General features: G+C 45.6%; 28 protein-coding genes. 12 read left to right on the top strand and 16 right to left on the bottom strand.

The features are described 5' to 3' along the window. Nucleotides 1-17: 17 nt before the first annotated feature. Nucleotides 18-920: a Dyp-type peroxidase gene (locus OCU74_RS04800; protein WP_087480493.1), complete on the bottom strand. Its 903-nt coding sequence runs from the start codon at nucleotides 918-920 to the stop codon at nucleotides 18-20. A gap of 243 nt (nucleotides 921-1,163) precedes the next feature. Here OCU74_RS04800 and OCU74_RS04795 point away from each other — a divergent pair, with 243 nt between their 5' ends. Next, on the top strand, nucleotides 1,164-1,529 hold the full coding sequence (locus OCU74_RS04795) for a DUF2956 family protein (RefSeq protein WP_087480492.1): 366 nt from the start codon (nucleotides 1,164-1,166) through the stop codon (nucleotides 1,527-1,529). A 71-nt stretch (nucleotides 1,530-1,600) separates the two neighbouring features. Here OCU74_RS04795 and OCU74_RS04790 read toward each other — a convergent pair whose 3' ends face one another. After that, on the bottom strand, nucleotides 1,601-1,882 hold the full coding sequence (locus OCU74_RS04790; RefSeq protein ID WP_087480491.1) for a winged helix-turn-helix domain-containing protein: 282 nt from the start codon (nucleotides 1,880-1,882) through the stop codon (nucleotides 1,601-1,603). Nucleotides 1,883-2,086: 204 nt separating this feature from the next. Here OCU74_RS04790 and OCU74_RS04785 point away from each other — a divergent pair, with 204 nt between their 5' ends. Genes OCU74_RS04785 through OCU74_RS04770 form a run of 4 tightly spaced genes read left to right on the top strand, consistent with a single transcriptional unit; the run spans nucleotide 2,087 to nucleotide 4,464 of the window. Then, nucleotides 2,087-2,434: an ArsC family reductase gene (locus OCU74_RS04785; protein WP_087480490.1), complete on the top strand. Its 348-nt coding sequence runs from the start codon at nucleotides 2,087-2,089 to the stop codon at nucleotides 2,432-2,434. 14 nt (nucleotides 2,435-2,448) lie between these two features. Further along, the gene (dapE, locus tag OCU74_RS04780) at nucleotides 2,449-3,585 is read left to right on the top strand and encodes a succinyl-diaminopimelate desuccinylase (protein WP_087480489.1); all 1,137 of its coding nucleotides are present in this window, start codon (nucleotides 2,449-2,451) and stop codon (nucleotides 3,583-3,585) included. A gap of 1 nt (nucleotide 3,586) precedes the next feature. Next, the gene (locus OCU74_RS04775) at nucleotides 3,587-4,270 is read left to right on the top strand and encodes a M15 family metallopeptidase (RefSeq protein ID WP_087480488.1); all 684 of its coding nucleotides are present in this window, start codon (nucleotides 3,587-3,589) and stop codon (nucleotides 4,268-4,270) included. Between the two features lie 2 nt (nucleotides 4,271-4,272). Then, complete coding sequence (locus OCU74_RS04770; RefSeq protein WP_087480487.1) at nucleotides 4,273-4,464, top strand: DUF2897 family protein; 192 nt, start codon at nucleotides 4,273-4,275, stop codon at nucleotides 4,462-4,464. 33 nt (nucleotides 4,465-4,497) lie between these two features. Here OCU74_RS04770 and bamC read toward each other — a convergent pair whose 3' ends face one another. Further along, complete coding sequence (bamC, locus tag OCU74_RS04765; RefSeq protein ID WP_087480486.1) at nucleotides 4,498-5,508, bottom strand: outer membrane protein assembly factor BamC; 1,011 nt, start codon at nucleotides 5,506-5,508, stop codon at nucleotides 4,498-4,500. A 92-nt stretch (nucleotides 5,509-5,600) separates the two neighbouring features. Then, nucleotides 5,601-6,479 (bottom strand): 4-hydroxy-tetrahydrodipicolinate synthase, encoded by an 879-nt coding sequence (gene dapA / locus OCU74_RS04760; protein ID WP_087480485.1) that lies wholly within the window; start codon nucleotides 6,477-6,479, stop codon nucleotides 5,601-5,603. A 208-nt stretch (nucleotides 6,480-6,687) separates the two neighbouring features. Between dapA and bcp the strand changes: the two genes are divergently transcribed. Beyond that, the gene (gene bcp / locus OCU74_RS04755) at nucleotides 6,688-7,149 is read left to right on the top strand and encodes a thioredoxin-dependent thiol peroxidase (protein ID WP_087480484.1); all 462 of its coding nucleotides are present in this window, start codon (nucleotides 6,688-6,690) and stop codon (nucleotides 7,147-7,149) included. A 66-nt stretch (nucleotides 7,150-7,215) separates the two neighbouring features. On the opposite strand, the gene OCU74_RS04750 is transcribed toward bcp, so the two are convergent. From OCU74_RS04750 to OCU74_RS04740, 3 genes are all read right to left on the bottom strand, one after another. Then, nucleotides 7,216-9,084 (bottom strand): methyl-accepting chemotaxis protein, encoded by a 1,869-nt coding sequence (locus OCU74_RS04750; protein WP_087480483.1) that lies wholly within the window; start codon nucleotides 9,082-9,084, stop codon nucleotides 7,216-7,218. A gap of 149 nt (nucleotides 9,085-9,233) precedes the next feature. After that, nucleotides 9,234-10,307 (bottom strand): AI-2E family transporter, encoded by a 1,074-nt coding sequence (locus tag OCU74_RS04745; RefSeq protein ID WP_087480482.1) that lies wholly within the window; start codon nucleotides 10,305-10,307, stop codon nucleotides 9,234-9,236. Then, the gene (locus OCU74_RS04740) at nucleotides 10,308-10,535 is read right to left on the bottom strand and encodes a sulfurtransferase TusA family protein (protein WP_087480481.1); all 228 of its coding nucleotides are present in this window, start codon (nucleotides 10,533-10,535) and stop codon (nucleotides 10,308-10,310) included. 367 nt (nucleotides 10,536-10,902) lie between these two features. On the opposite strand from OCU74_RS04740, the gene bepA reads away from it, so the two are divergent. Genes bepA through wrbA form a run of 3 tightly spaced genes read left to right on the top strand, consistent with a single transcriptional unit; the run spans nucleotide 10,903 to nucleotide 13,307 of the window. Then, nucleotides 10,903-12,360, top strand: coding sequence for a beta-barrel assembly-enhancing protease (gene bepA, locus OCU74_RS04735; RefSeq protein ID WP_200807705.1), 1,458 nt, complete (start codon nucleotides 10,903-10,905; stop codon nucleotides 12,358-12,360). Nucleotides 12,361-12,378: 18 nt separating this feature from the next. Further along, nucleotides 12,379-12,729 carry an arsenate reductase (glutaredoxin) gene (gene arsC / locus OCU74_RS04730; RefSeq protein WP_087480479.1) on the top strand — a complete coding sequence of 117 codons (351 nt, stop codon included), beginning with the start codon at nucleotides 12,379-12,381 and terminating at the stop codon, nucleotides 12,727-12,729. Next, entirely contained in the window at nucleotides 12,726-13,307 is a 582-nt protein-coding gene (wrbA, locus tag OCU74_RS04725; RefSeq protein ID WP_087480478.1) for an NAD(P)H:quinone oxidoreductase, read from the top strand. The genes arsC and wrbA overlap by 4 nt, the downstream gene beginning before the upstream one ends. 85 nt (nucleotides 13,308-13,392) lie before the next feature. On the opposite strand, the gene OCU74_RS04720 is transcribed toward wrbA, so the two are convergent. Further along, nucleotides 13,393-14,694 carry a DUF2066 domain-containing protein gene (locus OCU74_RS04720; protein ID WP_087480477.1) on the bottom strand — a complete coding sequence of 434 codons (1,302 nt, stop codon included), beginning with the start codon at nucleotides 14,692-14,694 and terminating at the stop codon, nucleotides 13,393-13,395. A 187-nt stretch (nucleotides 14,695-14,881) separates the two neighbouring features. Between OCU74_RS04720 and OCU74_RS04715 the strand changes: the two genes are divergently transcribed. Next, complete coding sequence (locus OCU74_RS04715) at nucleotides 14,882-16,123, top strand: uracil-xanthine permease family protein (RefSeq protein ID WP_087480476.1); 1,242 nt, start codon at nucleotides 14,882-14,884, stop codon at nucleotides 16,121-16,123. Nucleotides 16,124-16,180: 57 nt separating this feature from the next. On the opposite strand, the gene ybaK is transcribed toward OCU74_RS04715, so the two are convergent. From ybaK to hemA, 8 genes are all read right to left on the bottom strand, one after another. Beyond that, complete coding sequence (gene ybaK / locus OCU74_RS04710; protein WP_087480475.1) at nucleotides 16,181-16,663, bottom strand: Cys-tRNA(Pro) deacylase; 483 nt, start codon at nucleotides 16,661-16,663, stop codon at nucleotides 16,181-16,183. A gap of 110 nt (nucleotides 16,664-16,773) precedes the next feature. Then, nucleotides 16,774-18,453 carry a bifunctional UDP-sugar hydrolase/5'-nucleotidase UshA gene (gene ushA / locus OCU74_RS04705; RefSeq protein ID WP_087480474.1) on the bottom strand — a complete coding sequence of 560 codons (1,680 nt, stop codon included), beginning with the start codon at nucleotides 18,451-18,453 and terminating at the stop codon, nucleotides 16,774-16,776. A 294-nt stretch (nucleotides 18,454-18,747) separates the two neighbouring features. Then, nucleotides 18,748-19,599, bottom strand: coding sequence for a 3-deoxy-8-phosphooctulonate synthase (kdsA, locus tag OCU74_RS04700; protein ID WP_087480473.1), 852 nt, complete (start codon nucleotides 19,597-19,599; stop codon nucleotides 18,748-18,750). Nucleotides 19,600-19,624: 25 nt separating this feature from the next. Continuing rightward, nucleotides 19,625-20,434: a SirB1 family protein gene (locus tag OCU74_RS04695; protein WP_087480472.1), complete on the bottom strand. Its 810-nt coding sequence runs from the start codon at nucleotides 20,432-20,434 to the stop codon at nucleotides 19,625-19,627. A 19-nt stretch (nucleotides 20,435-20,453) separates the two neighbouring features. After that, a complete protein-coding gene (locus tag OCU74_RS04690) occupies nucleotides 20,454-20,837 on the bottom strand; it encodes a SirB2 family protein (protein WP_087480471.1) in 384 nt (127 codons plus the stop codon). 54 nt (nucleotides 20,838-20,891) lie between these two features. Further along, on the bottom strand, nucleotides 20,892-21,749 hold the full coding sequence (gene prmC, locus OCU74_RS04685; protein WP_087480470.1) for a peptide chain release factor N(5)-glutamine methyltransferase: 858 nt from the start codon (nucleotides 21,747-21,749) through the stop codon (nucleotides 20,892-20,894). A gap of 3 nt (nucleotides 21,750-21,752) precedes the next feature. After that, the gene (prfA, locus tag OCU74_RS04680; RefSeq protein ID WP_087480469.1) at nucleotides 21,753-22,841 is read right to left on the bottom strand and encodes a peptide chain release factor 1; all 1,089 of its coding nucleotides are present in this window, start codon (nucleotides 22,839-22,841) and stop codon (nucleotides 21,753-21,755) included. Between the two features lie 32 nt (nucleotides 22,842-22,873). Continuing rightward, nucleotides 22,874-24,130: a glutamyl-tRNA reductase gene (hemA, locus tag OCU74_RS04675; protein ID WP_087480468.1), complete on the bottom strand. Its 1,257-nt coding sequence runs from the start codon at nucleotides 24,128-24,130 to the stop codon at nucleotides 22,874-22,876. Nucleotides 24,131-24,302: 172 nt separating this feature from the next. Between hemA and lolB the strand changes: the two genes are divergently transcribed. Both lolB and ispE read left to right on the top strand, forming a co-directional pair. Further along, nucleotides 24,303-24,911, top strand: a complete 609-nt coding sequence (lolB, locus tag OCU74_RS04670) for a lipoprotein insertase outer membrane protein LolB (RefSeq protein WP_087480467.1) — start codon at nucleotides 24,303-24,305, stop codon at nucleotides 24,909-24,911. Continuing rightward, nucleotides 24,893-25,795 (top strand): 4-(cytidine 5'-diphospho)-2-C-methyl-D-erythritol kinase, encoded by a 903-nt coding sequence (gene ispE / locus OCU74_RS04665; RefSeq protein WP_390623640.1) that lies wholly within the window; start codon nucleotides 24,893-24,895, stop codon nucleotides 25,793-25,795. Before lolB ends, ispE begins: the two co-directional genes overlap by 19 nt. The last annotated feature ends 43 nt before the right edge of the window (nucleotides 25,796-25,838 follow it).

The raw sequence follows: 25,838 nt of genomic DNA, 5'->3' as shown, positions 1-25,838 counted from the left end.
TACAATAATTACTACACTTATTTCATAATAAGTGACTGTAACATTCCGGCCGAAGGAGCGAAGAAATAAGCCCCGGAGACGGCCCGGGTGAAGCGTAACATCTGATCGGTTTTGCCATCGCTCTCACCATACATACTATTCAGCATCGCCTGAAAGTTATGCAGAGTGTGGCAATAAGCAATAAACAGTAAACCATGATCACCACTGACCGTTCCATAAGGGAGACTATGTCTGAGAATCTTCAGCCCCTGACCATTCTCTTTCAGATCGACTCGTCCAACATGAGATGCAGCCGGAACATCATCTAACTCGACAGAATCTTCTTTGGTTCTGCCAAAAACTTTTTCCTGGGCAGAAATATTCAGTCTTTCCCATGCCGGTAAGTTATGGACAAACCGCTGCATCATCACATAACTGCCCCCGGCAAATTCTCCATCACTAATTAATGCGACCGCCTGGCGTTTCTCATCTTTCGGATTTTCAGTGCCATCGATGAATCCCGTCATATCCCGAGCATCCAGAAAACGGTAGCCATAGGTTTCATCAACGACATCAACCCATTCGGCAACATGACTCATAAACTTGCGTAGCAGATAAAACAGCAGATCATGACGCTGACTGTGGACATGAATCAAAAAGTCAGCTTCTGTAGCAGGAGCGATCGTGTCGCCACTTCCTAAAGGAGTGAAATCCACCAGCTCCGGCGGTAAAGTCACATCAAGTCGTTCCCAGAAGCGACGGCTGAATGCGATGGACAAAGAAACATCAGCACCAGGCTGAGATTCATTCAGAGCTTCTGCCAGTTTAGGTAAAAGCTGTAACTGATGCAGTACCGATGCTGCTTCCTGATTGACTTTAAAAATGGCATAGAGTGCGAATGGGCCAGCCTCTGGCAAAATTGCAGTTTGAGGATGAGACATAAAAGATCCCTGATTATGTAGTTGTCATTACTCACATAGTATACCCAAATAACATTAAGTTGCAGTTTCAGTTACTTGGGTACGTGTATATCAAATTGACGAACAAAAATTGAGTCTGTCGGTAACTTTCGTTAACTTATACCCAAGTAACTTCAAGATGCACTCCCGAAGGGCGAGTTCACTGAAACTGTATCTTGAAGTCACTTGGGTATATACCTATCGATAATACAGGCTGAACGAAGCATGAAAAAAGTATCACCTCCTTCAGAACAAACCAAGACCGAAGCAATGAATATCGCGAAAGCAACACAAAAACCCGGGCAAACGAAAGAACAGACTAAAATTATTGCTCAGGGGATTGAGAAAGGAATCACCCTTTATAAAAAGCAGCAGAAAGAAAAGCAGCGCCAAACTGACAAAGAGAAAAAGAAGCGGGAAAAAGAGAAAAGACAACAAACTCAGACAGAGCAGGAAAGCACACACCCGAACACATTAGCCTCCCCAGAGAAGACAACAAACAGCTTAAAACCAGCCGTTCCGTGGATACTTGCCGCTATTGGATGGGGATTGTTTGCTATACAGTGGGTACTGACACAAACACACTCCTGAGCAAAATGTATCTGAACAGAGAAAGCAAAAGCCAGAACAACCTGGCTTTCTGACTTCCACACGACTGAACCTCATTTCCCCAGACTTGAGGCTATATCATCCTGACGCTCAACGATCCACTGACTATCAAACGGCCCCCAATCGGACAACCGATAATATCCATCATTATGTCGTCTCCCGTCCTGAATAAACATTAACTGAATACCTATACCCGGTAATGCTTTCAACACATCCTGTATCGTGCGACGCGGCCACCCGGTATGTTCAATCAATCTGGGGACATTTGGCCTGTCTAAATTTTCAACCAAGTAGGCTAAATAGAGCCTTCTTGCAAAAACAGGACTCAATTCCATTGACACCTCCTATTCATGTGCCAACCCATTATTTCGGTTTTCACACAAAGAGTGTTGCGTTCGATCAATAACTTCATTTTTATCTGTCACCAGATGCGCAAAAATCCCTGATACCCAATCACGCTGATGATGACAGGGATTTTGTCACCGCATCAACTTCCTGCTACGATGCTGCTCTCAGCCTTCTCTGATTTGAGGAATCATATGACAATAACGCTTTATGGCATCCCCAACTGCGATACGATAAAAAAAGCACGCCGGTGGCTGGATGCTGAAAATATTGAATACCGTTTTCACGATTACCGAAAAGACGGCATCGATCCCGAACTGGTGCAGGAGTTTTGTCAGGCTTTAGGTTGGGAAAATGTGTTGAATAAACGTGGAACCACCTATAGACAGTTGACACAGGAACAGAAAGAAAACCTGAACAGTACAACGGCAGTCAGCCTGCTAATTGAATACCCGGCGATGATCAAACGCCCGATTCTAATGGTTGATAAAACTTTCCACCTCGGTTTTTCTCCGGAACAATACACCACGATTTTTTCATAGAAAGGAACAAATGGATGAGCGATAGTCCAGTACTCACCCTTGCAAAAGATTTAATTCGCCGTCGTTCAGTCACCCCTGAAGACGCCGGATGTCAGGACTTAATGATAGAGCGACTCAAAGCACTTGGCTTTGAGGTTGAGATCATGGTGTTCGAAGATACCACAAACTTCTGGGCGCGAAGAGGCCATCAGGCGCCACTGTTTGCCTTCGCCGGACATACTGATGTCGTCCCGGCAGGAAAAGAAGAGTTATGGCATACTCCACCATTTGAACCCACGGTCATTGATGATTATTTGCATGGCCGGGGCGCGGCTGACATGAAAGGCTCACTCGCCTGCATGATTGTTGCTGTTGAACGTTTTCTTGAACAGCATCCGGATCATCAGGGCTCTATCGCATTTTTGATTACGTCCGATGAAGAAGGACCATTTATCAACGGAACAACCCGGGTCGTTGAAACCCTGATGGCACGCAATGAACCGATCGATATGTGTATTGTCGGTGAGCCATCCAGCACCCATTCAATCGGTGATGTCGTCAAAAATGGCCGCCGGGGTTCACTGACCGGTGAACTGGTCGTCAAAGGAACTCAGGGACATGTTGCTTATCCTCATTTAGCCAACAATCCGGTTCATCAGGCCCTTCCCGCTCTGACCGAACTTGCTGCTGTCACGTGGGATGAAGGAAATGAATTCTTCCCGCCAACCAGTTTCCAGATCCCGAATATTCATGCTGGAACCGGCGCATCAAATGTCATTCCGGGTGAATTCCATGTTCAGTTCAACTTCCGCTACAGCACCGAACTGACAGCAGAAGAGATCCAACGCCGGGTTCATTCTACATTTGATGCCCACGGACTGGACTACGATCTAAAATGGACATTAAACGGCAAACCGTTCCTGACCGAAGCCGGAAGCCTTGTGGATGCAGTAACAAAATCCGTCAGCCAGATAAACCATAAGGAACCGGAACTGCTGACAACAGGAGGAACTTCCGATGGCCGTTTCATTGCACAGATGGGAGCTCAGGTCGTTGAACTTGGTCCGGTAAACGCAACAATTCACAAAGTGAATGAATGCGTTAGTATTCCTGATCTTGAGAAACTGACGGACATGTATCAACAAGTGTTAAGAAATCTGCTGGCATCATAATATGACTCCTGAGCAATTGACCGGAAAAAGTGAACTACATCTGCGGGAATATCTTGTCGATACAAAAACGTTTCTGATGCATCAAGATATTGCCAAAGATTTTTTTGCACTAAAGCAAGCAGCCAATCAGGCTGGATTTCACTTACAGATTGCCAGCGGATTCCGGGATTTCCGGAAGCAGCTCTCGATCTGGAATCGTAAATTCTCAGGAGAACTGCCAATACTTGATTCACAGAGTCATCCTATCGACACTCAGAACATGCCAGAGCCAGAAAAAGTTCTGGCTATCCTGCGCTGGTCAGCACTTCCGGGAGCCAGCCGACATCATTGGGGGACTGACTTTGATGTTTACGATCGGGCAGCTCTGCCTCCGGGAGAAAGTCTGTGTCTGGAACCTTGGGAATATCAGTCAGGTCATCAGGCCAGATTTTCCATGTGGCTACATGAAAACCTCTCCCAGTTCGGTTTTTTCCTTCCTTATCAGCGAGATCAAGGCGGTGTTTCAGCAGAACCATGGCATATCAGCCACTACCATGTTGCAACACAATGTTTAAGTCTGATGTCACCTGAAGTCATACTCCAGACATTAGCCGATGAACCGATAAACGGAAAAAACAGTATTCAAAAACTGATCAATACTATCTACACTCAATTTGTCATCAATATCTATCAGGACAAGGCATAAATATGGAATTTCTGACGTCTCCCTGGTTTATCATCATTATTGTAATCAGCATCCTTGTCGGAAACATTGCGGCTTTCAAATATCTGACCCCAAAAAATCTTGATTCATTTAAAGGGAAAAAAGAAAACGATTTGGACCGCTTAATTGAATTAGATAAAAAACATCAGCAAGAAATAAAAAAAAGGGATGAATAATCATCCCTTTTGTAACCTCAGATTGTGAATAAATCACTGAAACAGAGCCGATAGTGCCGCAGCAAATTCTTTTAGCTTCTCTTCAGCAACCGGCTTGTCATCCCCGTCAGTAATATTGATAGAAGTCCGGTTTCCCAAATCCCCTAATAATAACGTATACGTACGATTGTCCAGAGAGATAGGTTTAACCCCGAGAGATTGCCAAACCTCATCATCCGGCTGACTGAATTTTGCTTTTATTGTCCCTTGAGAACGATTCCGCCCATCAATATGGAAACCGACCTGACTCAGAGAGTCTGACAAACGTTGCCACATATTGTCGTATGATGTTCTGGCAATCACAACCGGCAGACCACTACGATCCGTCCCCATAGCAACCGCAATCTGTTGCGCCATCTGGCGGGATTTTCTGGCTGCATCTTCCTGAGCCTGACGATCATAGCTTGTGGTAATGGCGTTAGCCATCATCACGGTATAACGATCCTGATTGTAAAGAGCTTCGTCTTCAGTACCGCTATGCTGCATGTCTACCAGAGACACCTGTACACCATATTGGTTTTTCTGCTGTAAGCGGGTATAGCGATATCGGGTTTTCACCGGAGACACTTCATCTTCTTCAGCCCATGTAACCCAAGAAGTCTCGACCATTGATGCCGAACTTTGCGAACGGGCGACCTGATGCTGTTCCAGAAACTGAGCAATAACATGCCAGATTTGATCGGCAAGTTGCGGTTTTACCGTCCAGAAAATAATACGATTCTTTCCACTGTCAATCCGTACACCGGGAATCAGAGTCAACACAGACTGAGGAGGACGAATATCAACCTGCTCACCTAAAGCTCCCTGATAATTTCCGGCTGGAATATCATAATCATGGTACAACTGTAATTCTGCATCCTGAGGCATTTTCCAGGCTGTAGATAATTTCGAATCCAGATACTCAAAATCTCCTTCCGCCGTTCGCCGCTTCAGTGCACCATCAGAACATGCAGATATCATTAATACAGCCAGTGAACTAAAAACCAGCTGATGCAAAAATTTCATTCATACTCCTACACGAAAAACCGAGGCGAAGCCCCGGTACAACAATCAATCATGCGACCGAAACAATATTTCCGGTAATCAACAGCAACAGCCTACAATAATCCTGCGGCAATCATTGCCTGCTCTACTGTCGGTTGCTTCGATTCAGACAATACTGTCATCGGCAAACGCAGTTGACCTTCATCTATCAGTCCCATTTTATGAGCTGCCCACTTAACAGGAATTGGGCTGGATTCAACAAAAAGACCTTTATGCAGAGCCATCAGCTTTTCATTGATCGCTTCCGCGGCATCAAACTGACCATCCAGAGCAAGATGAACCATCTGCGCCATTGCAGCTGCCGCAATGTTATTGGTAACGGAAATTACACCCTGACCACCCAGTTTAATAAACTCCAGTCCGGTTGCATCATCACCGCTCAATAAGACAAAATCTTCTCCGCAAAGTTCACGGTGTTTCGCAACCCGGCTTAAATCACCAGTCGCATCCTTGATGCCGACAATATTTTTTACTTCAGATAAACGTGCAACAGTTTCAGGTTGCATGTCGACAGCAGTCCGGCCCGGTACGTTATACAGGATCAGTGGAATATCCGTCTCTTCTGCAATTGCCTTATAGTGGAGATATAAGCCTTCCTGAGTCGGTTTGTTATAATATGGCGTTACACTCAAAAAACCGGAAATCCCTGTATTACACAATAGGCGGCTGAACGTCAGAGACTCATGGGTCGCGTTTGCTCCGGTCCCGGCAATCACGGGAATACGGCCCTGTGCATACTCGACTGTTTTCGATACAACTTTGACATGCTCTTCAATACTGAGTGTTGCAGATTCTCCGGTCGTACCGACGGAAACAATCGCATCGGTTCCAGCATCCACATGAAAATCTACCAATCTTTTGAGACTTCCGTAGTCTACTTCTCCATCGCTATTAAAAGGGGTGATTAATGCGACTATACTTCCAGAAAACATGTCTTTCTCCATAAGTTGAATCTTAGTGCATGGTACTGTAATGATACTGAAAAACACAAGTGAATAAGTTCTCTTATTTGAGTAAAACAGATGAATATATCCAAGTCTCTGCTTTACTTCCCATCTGACTTGAGTCTCTTTTAGTCTCAAGGTATAAAAACCCGGGTAATCGAAATAAAAAAACGTATAGCCGACGAAAGGAAATATCATGAATCCATTACAAGCAGGTACACCTTCTCCTCATTTTTCACTTCCTGATCAAGATGGTCATTCAGTGAGTCTGAGTGATTTCCGGGGAAAGAAAGTGCTGCTTTACTTTTATCCGAAAGCAATGACTCCGGGTTGTACAGTTCAGGCTCAGGGACTCCGGGATGTTAAAACTGAACTTGACGCCAAAAACGTCGTCATTTTAGGGGTTAGTATCGATCCGGTAAAACGTCTGGGTAAATTCATCGAACGGGACAACCTGAATTTCACATTGCTCTCAGATGAAGACCATCAGGTCGCAGAAGCGTTTGGTGTCTGGGGAGAGAAAAAGTTCATGGGGAAAGTATACGATGGTCTGCATCGAATCAGCTTTCTGATTAATGAAGAAGGGGTGATTGAACACGTCTTCAATAAGTTTAAAACCAAGGATCACCATCAGGTTGTTCTGGATTACTTCGCCTGACCCATCGGATGAAATGCCAGCCTGAAGCGGCTGGCATTATTCTAATCACATAACGCGATCCGAAGATTAAACAATAAATTGATTCAGAATCTTTTCCTGCTGATGAACTTTATCTACCTGTGATTGCGTTGCATGACTGGCACCTTTCGCCGACTCTGCAACTTCGCCACTGATATCTTTAATTTTCACCATGTTATTGTTTATTTCTTCCGCAACCAGACTCTGCTCTTCAGCGGCGGAAGCGATTTGAATATTCATATCACTAATCTGCTGAATCGCATCACGGATTCGCTGCAGAGCTTCATTTGCAACATGAGATTTTTCAACAGCCTCTGCGGCCTTCCCTTTACTTTCGCCCATAGCAGCAGAAACTGAAGAAGCTCCGGACTGTAATTGCTCAATCATCGAACGAATTTCTGTTGTAGACTCCTGAGTCCTTTGTGCCAACGTCCGGACTTCATCGGCAACCACAGCAAAACCACGTCCGGATTCTCCGGCTCTGGCTGCTTCAATCGCAGCATTCAGCGCCAGCAGGTTGGTCTGATCGGCAATATCATTTATGACTTTCAGAATTGTTTCGATATTTGCCGTCGCTGACTCTAATTGTTCAACTTCTTCCACGGCCTGATCAATTCTTGCCGAAAGTTCATTGATTGCGTGAGTCGTATAACTGACAACTTCAGACCCTTCATTAGACGCATCATCAGCTTCTTTTGCTGCAGTTGCTGCATTCTGAGCATTGTGAGCAACTTCTGAAGCCGTAGCCGCCATTTCATTCATTGCTGTCGCTAGCTGATCCACTTCCAGCATTTGTGATTGCATCCCTCCGGCTGACTGCCCTGAATGCTCAGCAATCACATGTATCCCTTGCAGAATATCACCGCTAATCTCTTTAGACTGGCGAATCCGCTGCTGCAATGTTTCCGTAAACTGATTAAAACCAACAGCCAGTGTCGCAAATTCCTGATCTAAATCGGTATCCAGACGCTTGGTCAGATCGCCCTGCCCGGAAGCAATATCATGGATAGCCGTATTCAGTATGCCAAGTGGGCGTATCAACCGCTTAATCAGAAGTGATAACAGAATCAAACTAATCACCACACCGACAATCGTATAGAGAATCGAGCTGTTTCTTAATGTAGAAAGTGTACTAAAAGCAATAGATTCATCAATCACAGCGCCGATATACCAATGTTCACTGGGAACTGAAGTAAAATTGACCAGATAATCTTTACCATCAATCTCAACCCGCTGGATGCCAGTTTTCAACTGAACACCCGGCAGGTATTCCGTAAATTTCTTGCCATTATAATCCCGGTTCGGGTGCGCGATGGTGTCACCTTTTTCCGTAACAATAAACAGGTGTCCGGCATGGAAAAGATCAATGGAATTTACAACATCAGATAAACCGGAAAGATCGAGGTCATAGTACATACCACCGACCCACTGCCCCTTGTCATATACAGGTGTCGCAATAGAAATAATGATTTTTTTGGTGGTGAAATCAACGTATGGCTCAGTAACGATAAGTTTACCTTGTCCTTTAACGTCGATATACCATGGTCGTTTTCTCGGGTCATATGCAGAGGTAGGAACCCAGTTATCATCGTTTTCGACAACTGTACCATCTTTATACCCCAACCCTACGGCAACAAAACTTGATTTGAGTTTTGGGGTTTCCAGAATATTACTGACATAATCCCTGCGTGTCGGATCTAATTGAATCACTTCCGTCATAGACTGAGCCAGTGACTCTTTCGCCTGCATGTCGGTAGTAATACTATTTTTTACGCCAGAAACTAACTCTTGCAAACTACTGTAAACTAAAGACTCAAAACTGCTTTTCACCGTTCTTAACTGATGCAGAGACAATAATAAAATCGTCCCGATCAAGAGTAACGACGATGCCGCTACTATCTTTTGGCTAAATCTCATGACATTCCTCTCTGATACCACATTAAATATCACTACTATCAATTATTGCCTAGCCAAACAAAAACGAATCTAAAAATTCAGAAAAATGTTTATTTTCGTGATTTATTTTTTCTAATTATGAATCACATTTCACATATATGATAGCAAAATTATTCTACTGGATGAGAGATCTCATCTTCACTCCCAGGTAAGGCATTCCACACGGCCTTAACCAGAGTCGCCAGAGGAATCGCAAAGAATACTCCCCAGAATCCCCACAACCCGCCAAATACTAAGACGGCAACAATAATTGCGACAGGGTGCAGGTTTACAGCTTCAGAAAACAGAATCGGAACCAGAATGTTGCCATCAAGCGCCTGAATAATGCCGTAAGCGATCAGTAACCAATAGAATGGCGGTGTAAATCCCCACTGAAAAACACCAACAATCGCAATAGGAACCGTCACAGCAGCAGCTCCGATATAAGGGATTAGCACAGAAAAACCAACCGCAACCGCAAGTAATACGGAATAACGTAAGTCCAGAATAGCGAAAGTAATATAACTCACACCACCGACAATCAGTATTTCCAGAACCTTACCGTGAATATAGTTTGAAATCTGCTCATTCATTTCAATCCAGACTTTCGTAACTAATTTCCGGTTCTTCGGCATAATCCCACTGGCAGTACTGAGCATTTCCCGCTTATCTTTCAATAAAAAGAAAATCAGCAGAGGAACCAGGATCAGGTAAACGGCCAATGTTGCAATGCTGACCAGTGAAGCCAGTGAGCCTTTAACCACACTCTCTCCGAAGCTCAGTGCCTGATTCTTGATGTTATCCATCATCGGTTCGACAATCGCGAGATCAGCCAATTCAGGATACTTCTCTGGCAGTGTGTTAATCAGATGCTGCAACTGACTGTACATTCCGGGAATATCATTGATCAGATTCCCGACCTGATTCCAAATCGTTGGGATCAATCCGAACACAGCAACCAGCATCAAACTGACGAATACGGCAATGACTAAAATCACACTCACGGTCCTCGGCATGCCAAACCGGACCATTTTGGTTACGGGCCATTCCAACAGATAAGCCAGAACAATCGCAACCAGCAATGGCGCAATCAGATGACCCATGAAATAGATAATCAGGAACCCGAAAAACAGCATGGCAAACAGACTGACAGCGTGAGGGTCAGAAAAACGCCGTTTGTACCACCGATTGAACATATCGAACATTTAATGACGTCCTTTTATCATTTTAAGTTGAAAATAATCATCCAGTTGCTCACATTCGCACTGACATGCATGGGCCTGAAGATATTTTAAGATATCTTTCATGGATATCGGATCAGAAATGAGAATGGTGCCTGAGTCTCCGGGAAGCAGGTTCCTGGCATACTGTTTAACCATCAGTAAAGAGATCGGACAGCGCTTATCGCGTAAATCAAGAAAATAGGGTTCCATTCTTTCACTTGATGCTTAATATAGGACTACTATGCATGTCGCCATTCCTGCCGACATTTTCCTTGAATGGCGCAGATTACAAACACTCTGAATCCCGCACCTTGAGGTTACTTGGGTATATTGTATAGTGTTTTACAATGCATGCCACCGTTAATCATAAAGCGAAACAGGAAAATATATAGCGTGGAATCAACCTGTCATCAGCACAGACAACTCCCGGGGAAACCAATAGCAGAAGTGATGGTCTATATCCAAATGACCTCAAGATGCAATTTCAGCGAAAATCACAGCCTTGTCTCTGAGTCCTGCATCTTGAATTGACTTGAGTATATAATCAGGGCAACAAAGGAAAAAACAGTTTTATATGATGAGATTAAGAATCCGGGCTTTACTCTGTTCATGCCTGTCAGCATCTCTACTGCTGCCGACACTGGTGTCAGCTGATACAAATGATCTGCCAGATATCGGCACCGTTGCCGGAGCAACCCTGAGTATTGATCAGGAAGAGCAATATGGAGACGCTTACATGCGAATTCTCCGTAGCAGACAGCCGGTGATTAATGATCCGGTATTAAATGAATATATCAATACACTGGGACACCGGCTGGTTTCGCATGCCAGTGATGTGAAAACACCATTTACTTTTTTCCTGATCCAAAATCGTGAAATTAACGCATTTGCTTTCTTTGGCGGTCATGTTGCTCTTCATTCCGGGCTGTTCCTCCATACCCGGACAGAAAGTGAACTGGCTTCCGTAATGGCCCATGAAATTGCCCACGTCACTCAGCGCCATCTGGCAAGAAGTATGGAAGCTGAAGCCAAACGTTCTCCGGCAACCATCGCAGCACTGGCAGGTTCACTGCTACTGGCAATCGCTGCCCCGGAAGCAGGTATTGCAGCGATAACGGCTACGAGTGCAGGATCAGTTCAGAGCCAGATTAACTACACTCGGGCCAATGAGAAAGAAGCCGATCGCTTTGGAATTGAAACACTGGCAAAGTCCGGGTTTGACCCATACGCAATGCCACGTTTTTTTGGTAAATTATCAGAAGAATACCAATATACCAGTCATCCACCAGCAATGCTCCTGACCCACCCACTGCCGGATAGCCGGATTACAGACAGCCGGGAAAGGGCGCAACACTATAATCATGTAAAACTTCCCTATTCAACTGACTACCAGTTAGCCCGTGCCAGAGTCGTCGTCCGCTATGCAGGCATTGATGAAAAAGCCGCACTGGACTGGCTACAGCGTCAGCGGAAGAAGAACGACCCGATAATTTTAGCAGCCAGTGATTACGGCACGGCTCTCGTTTATCTGGACAATAAACAGTACGATAAAGCCGCCCCGATTCTGGCCAGCCTTCTCAAAGACGATCCACAAAACCATTTCTACCTTGATGCAGCCTCCGATCTGTATATTGCTCAGGGAAAAGCAAAACAATCAGTACAGTTACTTGCACAAGCACTGAAACAGTCACCTCATAATTCCGTACTGACGATCAACTATGCCAATGCCCTGATGAAGGCAAAACAATATCAGGATGCAATTCAGGTATTACAACGCTACTCCCATGATCACCCGGAGGATGCAAATGGCTGGTCTTTACTATCGGAAGCCAATAGTCATACAGGAAATCAACAGGAAGAATTCGCTGCACGAGCCGAACTCTTCGCCTTGAAAGCCGACTGGGATCAGGCCATCCAGTACTATACGCGAGCCGGCCAACTGGCAAAACTGGGCAGTCTGGAGCAAGCCCGCTACGACGCAAGAATCGATCAACTTATTACTCAGAGGGAACAATTCCTCGCCTTACAAAGATAACCAGCTCAAGGAGTCATTATGTCAGTCGTCATCTACCACAATCCCAAATGTTCAAAAAGCCGGGAAACTCTGGCCTTGTTAGAAAGTAAAGGTATTCAGCCTCAAATCATCAAATATCTGGAAACGGATCTGACTCCCGAACTGCTGAAAACGCTCTATTCTCAACTGGAGCTGAGTTCTGTCAGAGAAATGATGAGAACGAAGGAGTCAATCTACAGAGAGTTGTCCTTAGATCAGGAATCTCTGAGTGATGATGAGTTATTTCAGGCGATGATTGAGCATCCGAAACTGATTGAACGCCCTATCGTGGTTGCTAACGGCAAAGCCCGTCACGGCCGGCCTCCCGAGCAGGTTCTCGATATTCTATGAGTACCCGGATTCTGGTCCTTTATTACAGTCGCCACGGGTCAACACAGGCACTTGCCAGACAGATAGCCCGGGGGATTAACTCAGTTTCTGACTGTGAAGCGCTACTCAGGACAGTCCCGGATATCCCGCCGTCGACAGAGCAACATAGCGATCCTTATCTGACACTGGATGAATTAAAGGATTGTGATGGTCTGGCGATGGGAAGTCCGGTCTGGTTCGGCAATATGGCGGCTCCGCTCAAACATTTCTGGGATACCACAACACCACTGTGGGTCAGTGGTGCTTTGATTGATAGACCGGCCTGTGTCTTTGCTTCATCATCGTCTTTACATGGTGGTCAGGAATCCACACTGCAAAGTATGCAATTACCGCTACTCCATCATGGAATGCTCATCGTCGGCATTCCCTATAGTGAACCGGCCTTACATACAACCCAGACCGGAGGCACACCATACGGAGCCAGCCATTTGTCCGGAACTCCGGGGCAGATGAGTCAGGAAGAAAAGACACTGGCACAGCAACTTGGTTGCAGACTCGCGACATTATCAGCACGGCTAAAAAATTATCAGTGCGACTAAAAACGATCAGCACGAGTAAAACTCTCGTCTTCATACATAAAATAAGGGCCGGTTCGGCCCTTATTTTTTACTGATTACTCTGAGACTAATTATCCTGAGGCTGATTACTCTGAGATGGATTATCTGTTGAAAGATTCTCCTCCGTGTGAGTTTCCATTTCCTCACTGTTCTGGTCATCCCGGAGAGAATTCTCACGCCACTGATAAATCAACTGTGATACACCGGTATACACTGTCGGTTGTGGTGCAGCCGACGAATTCGTCTCACTCTCTGACTTTTTTTCAACAATATCCGGCCGGGAAGATGTCTCGCTATTGCCGGATAATCCATCCACATTTTCAGTTTGCTCACCTGCAGGAGCGCTTTCATGCGGTTGCTCAAAAAGTCCGGTCTCTGAATTGACCGGAGACGGCTGCCTTTCAATCAGACTGACGGAAGTGAGTTCCTGCTCAAATTCTTCCTGAGTGGTGAGCAGATGAACCCGGAATGTCACTTCATCCCCCTGAACATTGACAACATCCACCGCAGCCACAGAACTCAACTGATTCAAAGCCTGTTCCAGTGTGAAAAAATGGACGGCACGACTCAAATGAGTCACTTTCAACAACATAGAATGAGAAGACTCACCGGAAACGATAACCCGGTTTTTTCTGGCATAATACTGCGTCAGTTGATCAACCAACTGCTCCTGAGCATGTTCACCGTTAAAATTCCCACTCACGGGTGAGATAGAAACATCCAGCAGATTTTCTGGTGATTGATCATAGAGCTTCCAGTTCAGCTCCCCCGACTGAGCTCGGACAATCAGAATGGCATCAGGGTGATAACGTCGACTCGCATCACGGATAGGCTGAAGAAATCCACCCCAGACATCCGAAGCTTCAATCCCGGTAATATCATCAAAATCACCGACCGGCACAATCAGAGGTAAACCACGCTCTTCCGCGAGCTGTTTCAGTTGCTGGATATCTGAATTCGCGACATTCTCCCAGGCAATATTCCGCTGGAAGTTCTGATCTTCCACATACCATACCAGAATCGTAGCGCGCTTTTCAGGCCAGAATGGCAGCTGAGCCTGAGTCAGTAACGTTCTAATCTGTTTGCTGCCAAATTGCATTTTTACCACATTCTGCTCATCTTTCTGATCATAACTAATCTGAGATAAGTACAGGCGGTTTTGAGAAAGCGCTTTTTTGACAACCGGGTTATCCACTGAATTTCTGTCTCCGGTTGCCCGGATAATCACATTTTCCATTCCCTGAACACGCGCCTGAGCTTCATTCTGCTCCGGCGCAAGTACGACTTCCGAACGATAAATATTCACCTGGGTTGCCGCATAACCGGAAAAATTCAGGCATAACAAAATCAGACAAGCGAAATTACGCATAGTAATCCAAATACATCAACAATCGTGCTCCGATCATAAGCAACTATTGGGTTCCCGGCAAGAAAACCCTGACACAATGACAAATTTTCCTGATGAATATTTCCACAAAAATCGCATAGTTGGTGTATGGCAAACGTTTAAATAAGTGATAGAATCCTCAAAATTTGTCTTAATCAGGGAAAAAAACATGAAAAATGCCATATTAGGCGTTCAAATGCTCTTTGTTGCATTTGGTGCTCTGGTACTGGTTCCGTTGCTGACGGGACTGGATCCAAACGTCGCCCTCTTTGGAGCCGGTGTCGGGACCCTTCTCTTTCAACTTATCACCCGCCGCTCTGTTCCTATCTTTCTCGCCTCCTCTTTCGCTTTTATCGCTCCCATTCTATACGGTGTCCAAGCCTGGGGAATCCCGGCAACAATGGGCGGACTCATGGCAGCCGGAGCGGTTTACCTGGTATTAGGCGGGCTTATCAAAGTCAATGGTGCAGACTTCATCCACAAACTTCTTCCCCCAGTGGTGGTTGGTCCAATTATTATGGTTATCGGTCTTGGGCTGGCACCAGTTGCTGTGAATATGGCTTTGGGAAAAACCAGTGATGGCTCGGTTCAGTTGATTGACGGACAAGCAGCACTCTGGATTTCCTGTATTTCTCTGCTTACCACCATCCTGATCAGTGTCTTTGCCCGAGGCATGTTCAAGCTTCTGCCAATTTTTGGTGGAATCATTGCCGGTTATACACTCAGCCTGATTTTTGGTGTTGTCAGTTTTGATGCGGTAGCAAATGCAGCATGGTTTTCACTGCCGAATTTCACCATGCCTGAGTTTAACCTCAATGCAATCTTATTTATGATTCCGGTCGCAATTGCTCCGGCAGTTGAGCATGTCGGTGATATTCTCTCGATCTCAAATGTCACCGGGAAAGATTATCTGAAAAAACCCGGTCTTCACCGTACGATTGCCGGTGACGGGATTGCAACAATTGCAGCAGCAATGGTCGGTGCACCACCAAATACAACCTATAGTGAAGTCACCGGTGCAGTCATGCTCACCAAAGCATTCAATCCAGTGATTATGACCTGGGCTGCCGTAACAGCCATTGTCTTAGCTCTGGTCGGCAAACTGGGTGCACTACTGCAAACCATCCCGGTTCCGGTAATGGGCGGCATTATGATTCTGTTGTTCGGCTCAATTGCTTCTGTCGGTCTGAATACTCTGATCAAAAATCATGTTGATCTGCATAAATCCAGAAATCTGGTAATTGTTGCCGTTACACTTGTTTTCGGGATTGGTGGAATGGCCTTCGGTGTCGGAGAGTTCAGCTTGCAGGGCGTCAGTCTCTGCGGGATCGTTGCGATCTTACTGAACCTGATTCTGCCTGATGATTTAGGTGAAAACCATGTTGTCGATAACGCGCAGATAGAAGACTAACATCATCAGTCAATAACAAGTTATTGAATAAAATACCCCGGTAAATACCGGGGTATTTTATTCGTTATCCAGACATAAAGGCAGAAACTTCGCCCGGGTCAGATTTGCCAAATCCTGTGGCGCCAGTTCGATCTCTAATCCCCTTTTCCCGGCACTGACACAGATCATCTCCTGAGACTGGGCACTGGTATGAATGAAAGTCGGCAGTGCTTTTTTCTGCCCGAGCGGACTAATCCCACCAACAACGTACCCGGTTGTTTTCTGAGCAATTTCAGGATTTGCCATTTCCGCTTTTTTCACACCAGCCGCTTTCGCCGCCAGTTTTAAATTCAGCTTTTGATCGACAGGAATAATTGCCACTGCAAGTGCTTTGGGTTCCCCGTTCAGACTGAACAACAAAGTCTTAAACACTTTTTTCGGATCCTGTCCGAGAACCTCTGCAGCCTCGAGTCCAAAGCTGGTATGATTCGGGTCATGCTCATACTGATGGATCGTATGGGCAACCTTCTTTTTCTTTGCCAGACGAATCGCCGGTGTCATAAGTCAGTCCTTATTATCAACAAAAACAATAGCCCGCTTTCAGATAAATAAAAGGCGGCAATTTGCCGCCTCAAGTTAAAATCACCCGACAGTGAGAGTCAAATGCTTTTTCATTTATAGATAATCTCACCTTTAGGCTGATACAAAGAAGTATCAACTGGACTGTGCGCCTGCAAATACTCTTTTAAAACATCAGCATCAACAAACCCGGTATTCACAAAACCGGTATGATCCGTCAGTTTGGGATAACCATCGCCACCGGCAGCATTATAACTCGGAATTGTAAAACGATAGGTTTGCTCCATCCGAATCGGCTCACCACCAATCTTCACATCAGCAACACCGGATGCACTGACCGTCATGGAGATCCCTGCGAACTGGGCATAAGCTCCAGAGTCAACAGGCTTAGTTGCCACCTGATTCAGATACTGAATAACCTCAGCTCCGGACATATCTACATAAGTAAGGATATTGGCAAAGGGTTGCACTTTCAGCACATCTTTATAGGTTACATCCCCGGATTCAATTGAGTCCCGTACACCACCGGAATTCATGACCGCGAAATCAGCTTTAGCTTTTTCCTTATGGGCCGTCGCAATTAAGCGCCCCAGATTGGTCTGCTGAAAACGTACAACATTTCTGTCTCCTTCCAGTCGCCCCTGAACCGTTGCAATTTTCTGTCCCAGCTGAGCCTGCCCTTTTTCTTCATAAGGTGCTAAAAACTTTAGCAATGCCGCATTCTCAGGGATCTTTTCACTCACCAGTACCCGCTGTTTCTTACCATTGATTTCCACTTTTTTCTTCAGATTGATCGGAATCAGTTCATAGCTGGTCATTTTCAACTGACCGTTACGGAATTCGTAATCAGCCCGGCCAACGTATTTACCCCATTCATGCGCCTGAACAATATAGGTCCCGTTTTGCTTATCCGGCTGACAGTCATCTCCCGGCTGAAAATGTGTGTCCGCAACATTCGGAGCTTCCATACAAACCGGTTCCTGAGAGTGTCCTCCCACAATCATGTCCAGCGATCCCGGCTCCAGATAACGGGCCAGAGCCACATCACCCGGTGCATTGATACCATGCTGACCATTCACATAATGTCCCATATGAGTCACAGCAAAAATCAAATCAGGCTGTTCAGACTTCTTCAGTTCAGCGATTAGTTTTTTAGCTTCAGCTTTCGGATCTCTGAACTCAACATGACCAATATATTCCGGATTGCCGATCTTCGCCGTATCTTCTGTTGTCAGGCCAATGACAGCAATGCGAATGCCCTGTTCATCAAAAATTTTATAAGGACGGAATAACCGCTTACCGGTCGTTTTGTCGTAAATGTTGGCAGAAAGCATTGGGAAATTAGCCCACTGACGCTGTTTGAACAGCACTTCCAGTGGGTTATCGAACTCATGGTTCCCGACGGCCATTGCATCGTAACCAATAATATTCATCCCTTTGAAATCAGGTTCAGCATCCTGCAAATCAGATTCAGGAACCCCCGTATTAATATCACCGCCGGAAAACAGCAGAACGCTACCACCTTCAGCTGCAACTTCCTGACGAATCTCGTCGATCAGTGTTTTTCTGGCAGACATGCCGTATTCATCATATTTGTTCTTCCAGAACCGGCCATGATGATCATTGGTGTGAAGTACAGTCAGATGGTAAGTTTCATCCTGATGCCATTGCTGCTGGGGCGTGGTCGCACATCCCCATAAAGAAACGAGTAGTGCCGCTGATAAAAATGTTTTCGAATGGAGCCAATTATTTGAAATAAGTGATAATCGCATAATATACCTGTCAATCCTGTTCCCTGACGTTATTGTCCGTCTGTATTCCTGTTCACCCAGAGTGCACCATGACGTGAAACAGGAATATAAGTTAACTATATATATCAACCGATTAAGAATACTACAGAATTATGAATCTGAGGTCACAAATTTCTGATGGTGTGATCACACGATGGGTGAACGCTGGCGAATCTCGAGAAACAAGCTGACATCAACGTCTTAAAGTATTCAGGTGTAAAAAAACCATCACGTCATGCGATGGTTTTTATGGCTGAATTTCATCTCTGAGACAACTTAGCGAATATCGATCTCAGCAAAACTTTTTATCAGATCATCCAGCGCTTTCATCTGAGCCAGGAATGGTTCCAGTTTATCCAGAGGCAATGCAGAAGGACCATCACATTTTGCCTGAGCCGGATTAGGGTGAGCTTCAATAAACAATCCGGCAATCCCTGTCGCCAGCCCGGCTTTAGCTAGTTCTACCGTTTGCTCACGCCGTCCGCCGGAAGCTGCACCGGTTGGATCCCGCATTTGCAGTGAATGAGTCACATCAAAAATAACCGGACTGCCCTGAGAGACTTTTTTCATCACACCAAAGCCCAGCATATCGACAACAAGGTTGTCATAACCATGGCAGGAACCCCGTTCACAGAGAATGATCTGATCATTCCCACACTCGGCAAATTTTTCAACAATGTTGCCGACCTGTCCCGGACTCATAAACTGAGGCTTCTTCACATTAATAACCGCACCGGTCTTTGCCATCGCTTCAACCAAATCGGTCTGACGGGCAAGAAACGCCGGTAACTGAATCACGTCAACAACATCAGCGACCGGTTGAGCCTGAGCTTCTGTATGAATATCCGTAATAATTTTCACACCGAAAGTCTGTTTCAGTTCCTGAAAAATTTTCATTCCTTCATCAAGACCTGGCCCACGGTATGAGTGAACAGAGCTGCGGTTTGCCTTATCAAATGAAGCTTTGAATACATAAGGAATCCCTAACTTTTCTGTGACGTTGACATAATGCTCACAAACCTGCATCGCAAGGTCACGGGATTCCAGTACATTCATACCGGCAAACAAAGTAAATGGTCGGTCATTGGCAACGTCGATATCGCCAACTTTTACAACTTTCTGTTCCATCGAATTCTCTCTGTAAACCTAAAGATTAGTGGATAACAACTGCCGTACTACGCAGCAGAGTCACCTGATTTTTCAATAATTCAGCTGCGGGATCATCCGGACAATGCTCAATAAAATACTGGTAATCCGAAAGTGCAATCTGATGACATTCCAGCTGCTGATATATAAACCCCCGGTCGCGAATCTCATACGGATCATCGGGAACAAAGGTCAATGCCAGATTGGTACATTTCAGTGCCAGAGTATAATGTTCTTCCCGCATCAAAGCACTTTTCAGCAAAGCGAGCCAACGACCGATAATCGTTGGATGATCACTAACCTGCAGGTGTTTCGGCTTTAATTTGGCTAATGGTCCTTTGTTGCCGATTAACCATGCCTGTAAAGTATGCCTGGAAACATACTCACCGGAAAATGGGTTCAGATAGACAGCGTCTTCGTTATGCCAGGCAATCTGGATCAAAAATTGAGTCGGAAACATGACCGGTTTCAGAGGAAATCCCAGTTGATTACTGAAATACAGCAGTAAAGCCCCCAGACTGACGGGAATCCCTTTACGGTGTTCGAGAACCTGATCAATAAAAGCATTGCGCGATTCAAAATAAGCATCCTGATCACCGGAAAATCCCCATTCCTGATAGAACAAATGCAGAAAAGCAGCCAACCGTGCTTTTTTATCAGATTCATGACTCAGATATTCTTCCGCTTCACGAGCCATAGCAGCCAGTTTCTGTTCAGCCCATGCGACCCGGGTTTCCGGATTAATCGCCTGATTCAGGGCAAGCGCACCTTCCACCAGTTCCATCGCATCAAAATCTTCATCAAATAGCTCAATCATAGCAATACCCGGTTCAATATTAATGCATCAGTATCGGTAACTTTGTCACAGCAATTTTTCCGGCCATCGCAATCCAGCCCAGAGCACCCAGAAATGCAATACTCCGCAGCAGCTTACTTTTCCCTAATTTCAGGGCAAAAAAGCCTAATAGAATATAAGCCAGAACACAGATGAGTTTTTCTGTCAGCCAGGGAGCTGCCGGAGTAAAAGGAACAAACCCCGTGACTATAATCAGTGCTCCGCCGGATAACAGAAGCAATGTATCATTGAGATGCGGAACGACTTTCAGAAAACGGTTCTGAAGCCATTTGGAATCCATCATCATCAGTCCGTACCGGATACAGAATAAAGAAACACTGACAACGATAGTGAATAGGTGGAAATATTTTAATCCCAGATACATAAACGTCCTCTTATGAGTATTCTTTTATGGCAGCGTTCTTTTATGGCAGCATTTTTATAACAGAAAGCAGCCGGCAGTCACCCGCTCATTTCCTGTATCATCCCGCTCAGTATAAATATCCTGATAACCAAGCGACTGAAATAGTGCCCTGACAGACTCAGCCTGTTCATAGCCATGTTCAAACAGAAGCCACCCTTTTGGTTGCAGGTACTGTCTTGCCGCTGTTGCAATTGTTCTGATATCGGCCAATCCCTGTTCTTCTGCAACTAAAGCAGAAAGAGGCTCAAAACGAACATCCCCACGCAGCAAGTGCGGATCATCAGCATCAATATAGGGTGGGTTTGAGACAATTAAAGCAAATTTCATACCTTCATCAATTGCATCGAACCAACTCCCCTGACAAAAAGTCACATTCGGAATTCCCAATCGGGCCGCATTGGCTCTGGCCAGTTCACAGGCTTCATGCTGAATATCAACACCGGTTACATCAATATCGGGTAACTCAGAAGCTAAAGCCAGTGCAATCGCACCGGTTCCGGTCCCTAAATCAAGGATGGGACCAGAGATTTGCCGGGCTTTTTCCAGAGCCTGCATCACCAGACATTCGGTATCCGGACGGGGAATTAATGTAGCTGACGATACCTTGAGTGGCAAAGACCAGAACTCCCGTTCCCCAAGAATATACGCTATCGGTTCTCCACTCAGACGTCGGGTAAGCAACCCAGCGAAAGAATTCATCTGAGTATCAGTGAGCGTTCTTTCCGGCCATGTCAGTAAATATGACCGGGGTTTGTCGAGGACGTGGCAAAGTAATACCGCAGCATCGATCGCTGGCGAAGGACTGCCGCTTTCAGACAAAACGGCAGTACTGTAACGAACTAACTCATCGATTCGGTTCGGGAGAGATGTCATAAATTAATTTTGCTCAGCCAGTGCAGCCAGTTGATCAGCCTGGTGTTCCTGAATGATTGGGCTAATCAATCCATCTAAATCACCTTCCATGACTTCGGAAAGACGGTATAACGTTAGGTTAATCCGGTGATCAGACACCCGTCCCTGCGGATAATTATAGGTACGGATACGGTCACTCCGGTCTCCGCTTCCTAAAAGATTCCGCCGGACATCTGAAACTTCTGCCGCCCGCTTGGCTTCTTCAGCCTGGGCTAACCGGGCAGCCAGTACAGACATTGCTTTTGCTTTGTTCTTATGTTGTGAACGCTCATCCTGACATTCAACCACCACACCCGTAGGAAGGTGCGTAATCCGGATGGCAGAATCCGTTGTGTTCACGTGCTGGCCGCCTGCACCCGATGAACGGAACGTATCAATTTTCAGATCACTGGCTTTGATTTCCGGTAATTCAGCTTCTGGAATTTCCGGCATAATCGCGACAGTACAGGCTGACGTATGAACTCTTCCCTGCGATTCCGTTGCCGGAACACGTTGTACCCGGTGACCGCCGGATTCAAATTTCAATGTACCGTAAACACCATCACCACTTACTTTGGCGATCATCTCTTTGTAACCGCCATGTTCTGCCTCATTAAAAGACATAACTTCAATACGCCATCCCTTTCTTTCTGCAAAACGGCTGTACATCCGGAAAAGATCACCGGCAAAAATACCAGCTTCATCACCACCGGCGCCGGCACGAATTTCAAGAAAGCAGTTACGCTCATCATTCGGATCTTTGGGTAACAGTAATATCTGTAATGAGTCGGTCAACTGCTCAATCGAATCCTGAGCAGCCTGAATTTCTTCCTGAGCCATTTCCCGCATTTCTGCATCATCTTCTTTGGCCATCTCTTCAGCGGCAATCAAATCTTCCTGCGCCTGCTGGTATGCCTGAAAACATTGAGTCACTTCTTCGAGCTGAGAAAACTCTTTTGATAAAGCACGAAACTTGTTCTGATCTCCGATAACCGCCGGATCGCCAAGCAGATGCTGAACTTCCTCATAGCGCTCAACGAGCGTTTCAAGCTTTTGTAAAATTGACGCTTTCATAGTTTCTTCTTTGTACTGGAATATTATAGAAATTAAAGGTTATCAAGCCCCAGACTCTGTCTGATTATAGCTAATTTCGCAGGTTCTCCCTGCTCGGCAGCCTGCTGTAGTGCACGAGTCGGTGCATGAATTAATTTGTTGGTTAACTTGTGACTGAGTTCCTGAAGGACTTTTTCCGGATCACCCCCTGATGCCAGAGCCTGAAGACTTTTATTCACCAGGTCTTCCCGAAGATCATTCGCGCTCTTGCGATAATCCCGAATACTATCGACCGCTTGCAATGAACGCATCCAGCTCATAAAAGCAGCGCTTTCTTCACTGACAATGGCTTCAGCCTGAATCGCTTCGACCTTTCTCTGTTCAATATTGCTGTCAACAATCGACTGCAAATCATCGACACTATACAGATAAGCATCACCAATCTCGCTGACTTCTGCTTCTATATCTCTCGGAACAGCGATATCGACCAAAAGCATCGGCTGGTAACGACGTGCTTTAATTGCCTTTTCAACCATTCCTTTGCCGATAATCGGTAAAGGGCTGGCCGTAGAACTAATTACGATATCAGCTTTGGCAAGATGGTCCGGAATATCCTGCAGGCGAATAACCTGAGCATCAAACTGATCTGCCAGTCCCATCGCCCTTTCCCGGGTACGGTTGGCAACGATCATCTTCTGACATCCGTTGGAAGAGAGGTGTTTGGCAACTAATTCGATGGTTTCTCCGGCGCCGACCAACAATACAGTGGCGTCGGCAAGAGATTCGAAAATATGTTTTGCCAGTGTGCACGCAGCATAAGCAACCGAAACCGCATTGCCGCCAATATCAGTTTCGGTCCTGACTCTTTTTGCGACCGAGAATGCTTTCTGAAACAATTTCTCAATTGCGGCATCAACCGATGCCAGATCTTTCGATTCCGAATATGCCTGCTTTACCTGCCCCAGAATCTGAGGTTCTCCCAATACCAGAGAGTCCAGACCACAACAGACCCGCATCAGATGCCGGATGGCTGCCTGCTCTTCGTGTATATAAACACTGGGTTTTAGTTCCTGAGGATTCACCTGATGAAATTCAGATAACCAATCTATCAAACGCCCCTTACTGGTCGGCTTTATCTCACAGTACACTTCGGTCCGGTTACAGGTAGAAAGAATGACACTCCCTTTAACGTCAGCCTGCTCCCGGAGCTGACTGAGCGCTTCGGAAAGCTTATCCGGCCCGAACGCAACTTTCTCACGCAGTTCCAAAGGTGCTGTTTGATGATTAATTCCAATGGCAAGTAAGGACATCGACTGGAGGTACTCTGATTCACTATCTTTTAAGGAGTAAGGCGAGAATTTTACTGTATGCCCCTAGTGATGAAAAGACTTTAACTGATTTGTTTTTATAACTTCGTGATATCAATGCTATAGTGTTTCTGTTTTAGACTACTCAATCCTTTGACTAACAAAAGCTGTATTTATGACTAACCGAATCATTCAGGTGCTCCTGACGTTATCCATTCTGGCAGGCTGTAGCAGCATTCAGACACCGGTTCCACCTGTAGAATGGCAGGCACATCAGGCACGCCTCCAACAGATTCATACTTATCAGATAACTGGCAAACTCGGTTACATCTCGCCTAAAGAACGCCGTTCACTCAATTTTCAATGGAAAAAGTCCGATAGTTACAGTCAATTGCGTTTAACTACATTTCTGGGACAAACCGTACTGAAGATGGATATTCACCCTCAGCAGGCAGATGCCGAAACCTATGAAGGGAAACACTACTCGGCTCCGACACCGGAATTATTACTGCATCAACTGACCGGACTGGATATTCCGCTGAGTTCACTCAGTCAGTGGATTCTGGGACGTCCTGCACTCGCAGATGATTTTTCACTTAAGCCGGATAACACGCTGGATAATCTGGAAAAAAAACTGGCAAATCAGCAATGGCAGGTACAATACAAAGCATACACAGCTATAACCTTCGGGGATAATCAACTGCCTCTTCCCGACCGTCTCCTGCTGCAACAGGGACACACAAAAATCAACATTCATATTTCACAATGGAAAGTCATGCAATGAGTACATCTGGCGCTCCTAATTCCGAACAGACCGTCTGGCCTTCACCAGCAAAACTGAATCTGTTTCTTTACATTACAGGTCGCCGGGATGATGGTTATCATGAACTGCAAACACTTTTTCAGTTTCTGGATTATGGCGATGAACTGACCATTCGCGTCAATACCAGCGGAGAAGTCACAGTATCCCCGGAAATTGAAGGTGTTCCATTACAGGAAAATCTCATCTGGAAAGCAGCAACGCAACTCCAGAAGCACACCCACACATTACTTGGGGCGGAGATTCATTTACACAAAGTTCTGCCGATGGGCGGCGGTATCGGCGGTGGTTCATCAAATGCAGCAACAGCATTGGTTGCATTAAATCATCTCTGGCAATGTGGTCTGTCCGAAAACCAGTTGGCAGACATCGGCTTGCAACTCGGTGCTGATGTCCCCGTTTTTGTTCAGGGTCATGCAGCTTATGCCGAAGGGGTCGGAGAAAAACTGACACCGGTCACACCACCGGAGAAATGGTATCTGGTTATCAGACCAGATGTCAGTATTTCGACTGCCGCCATTTTTTCGCATCCCAAATTAACCAGAAACACTCCCAAGCGAGAGCTGACAACGCTTTTACAACATCCGTACGAAAACGATTGCGAAAAAATTGTCCGAAAGCTTTACCCAGAGGTTGATAAGCAACTTTCATGGCTGCTACAATACGCGCCGTCGAGATTGACCGGGACCGGTTCATGTATTTTTGCTGAATTTTCGAGTGAAGAAGAAGCACAGCATGTTCTTTCCCGTTTGCCAGACGAAGTTTCTGCTTTTGTAGCAAAAGGGCGCAATATTTCGCCACTAAAAGAAACTTTTGCTGGCTATACCCACGGTTGTGAAAACGACTGACTGCAATCACAGCAAATGGCTCACATACCATTTGCCAGAATAG

The sequence above is a fragment of the Vibrio mangrovi genome (assembly GCF_024346955.1).
In the GTDB taxonomy this organism is placed as follows: Bacteria; Pseudomonadota; Gammaproteobacteria; order Enterobacterales; family Vibrionaceae; genus Vibrio; species Vibrio mangrovi.
The sequence above is the reverse complement of the archived record's forward strand: the minus strand, read 5'-3'. Positions and strand labels throughout refer to the sequence as shown.

Excerpts from the sequence above, each read along its gene's own strand:
- OCU74_RS04720 (WP_087480477.1), bottom strand. The coding sequence starts at position 14,694 with ATGCGTAATTTCGCTTGTCTGATTTTGTTATGCCTGAATTTTTCCGGT.
- bcp (WP_087480484.1), top strand. The coding sequence starts at position 6,688 with ATGAATCCATTACAAGCAGGTACACCTTCTCCTCATTTTTCACTTCCT.
- lolB (WP_087480467.1), top strand. The coding sequence starts at position 24,303 with ATGACTAACCGAATCATTCAGGTGCTCCTGACGTTATCCATTCTGGCA.
- arsC (WP_087480479.1), top strand. The coding sequence starts at position 12,379 with ATGTCAGTCGTCATCTACCACAATCCCAAATGTTCAAAAAGCCGGGAA.
- bamC (WP_087480486.1), bottom strand. The coding sequence starts at position 5,508 with ATGAAATTTTTGCATCAGCTGGTTTTTAGTTCACTGGCTGTATTAATG.
- OCU74_RS04795 (WP_087480492.1), top strand. The coding sequence starts at position 1,164 with ATGAAAAAAGTATCACCTCCTTCAGAACAAACCAAGACCGAAGCAATG.
- wrbA (WP_087480478.1), top strand. The coding sequence starts at position 12,726 with ATGAGTACCCGGATTCTGGTCCTTTATTACAGTCGCCACGGGTCAACA.
- prfA (WP_087480469.1), bottom strand. The coding sequence starts at position 22,841 with ATGAAAGCGTCAATTTTACAAAAGCTTGAAACGCTCGTTGAGCGCTAT.
- prmC (WP_087480470.1), bottom strand. The coding sequence starts at position 21,749 with ATGACATCTCTCCCGAACCGAATCGATGAGTTAGTTCGTTACAGTACT.
- dapA (WP_087480485.1), bottom strand. The coding sequence starts at position 6,479 with ATGTTTTCTGGAAGTATAGTCGCATTAATCACCCCTTTTAATAGCGAT.
- hemA (WP_087480468.1), bottom strand. The coding sequence starts at position 24,130 with ATGTCCTTACTTGCCATTGGAATTAATCATCAAACAGCACCTTTGGAA.
- OCU74_RS04750 (WP_087480483.1), bottom strand. The coding sequence starts at position 9,084 with ATGAGATTTAGCCAAAAGATAGTAGCGGCATCGTCGTTACTCTTGATC.
- bepA (WP_200807705.1), top strand. The coding sequence starts at position 10,903 with ATGAGATTAAGAATCCGGGCTTTACTCTGTTCATGCCTGTCAGCATCT.
- ispE (WP_390623640.1), top strand. The coding sequence starts at position 24,893 with ATGGAAAGTCATGCAATGAGTACATCTGGCGCTCCTAATTCCGAACAG.
- OCU74_RS04770 (WP_087480487.1), top strand. The coding sequence starts at position 4,273 with ATGGAATTTCTGACGTCTCCCTGGTTTATCATCATTATTGTAATCAGC.
- ybaK (WP_087480475.1), bottom strand. The coding sequence starts at position 16,663 with ATGACACCGGCGATTCGTCTGGCAAAGAAAAAGAAGGTTGCCCATACG.
- dapE (WP_087480489.1), top strand. The coding sequence starts at position 2,449 with ATGAGCGATAGTCCAGTACTCACCCTTGCAAAAGATTTAATTCGCCGT.
- OCU74_RS04785 (WP_087480490.1), top strand. The coding sequence starts at position 2,087 with ATGACAATAACGCTTTATGGCATCCCCAACTGCGATACGATAAAAAAA.
- OCU74_RS04690 (WP_087480471.1), bottom strand. The coding sequence starts at position 20,837 with ATGTATCTGGGATTAAAATATTTCCACCTATTCACTATCGTTGTCAGT.
- OCU74_RS04790 (WP_087480491.1), bottom strand. The coding sequence starts at position 1,882 with ATGGAATTGAGTCCTGTTTTTGCAAGAAGGCTCTATTTAGCCTACTTG.
- OCU74_RS04695 (WP_087480472.1), bottom strand. The coding sequence starts at position 20,434 with ATGATTGAGCTATTTGATGAAGATTTTGATGCGATGGAACTGGTGGAA.
- kdsA (WP_087480473.1), bottom strand. The coding sequence starts at position 19,599 with ATGGAACAGAAAGTTGTAAAAGTTGGCGATATCGACGTTGCCAATGAC.
- OCU74_RS04715 (WP_087480476.1), top strand. The coding sequence starts at position 14,882 with ATGAAAAATGCCATATTAGGCGTTCAAATGCTCTTTGTTGCATTTGGT.
- OCU74_RS04745 (WP_087480482.1), bottom strand. The coding sequence starts at position 10,307 with ATGTTCGATATGTTCAATCGGTGGTACAAACGGCGTTTTTCTGACCCT.
- OCU74_RS04740 (WP_087480481.1), bottom strand. The coding sequence starts at position 10,535 with ATGGAACCCTATTTTCTTGATTTACGCGATAAGCGCTGTCCGATCTCT.
- OCU74_RS04800 (WP_087480493.1), bottom strand. The coding sequence starts at position 920 with ATGTCTCATCCTCAAACTGCAATTTTGCCAGAGGCTGGCCCATTCGCA.
- ushA (WP_087480474.1), bottom strand. The coding sequence starts at position 18,453 with ATGCGATTATCACTTATTTCAAATAATTGGCTCCATTCGAAAACATTT.
- OCU74_RS04775 (WP_087480488.1), top strand. The coding sequence starts at position 3,587 with ATGACTCCTGAGCAATTGACCGGAAAAAGTGAACTACATCTGCGGGAA.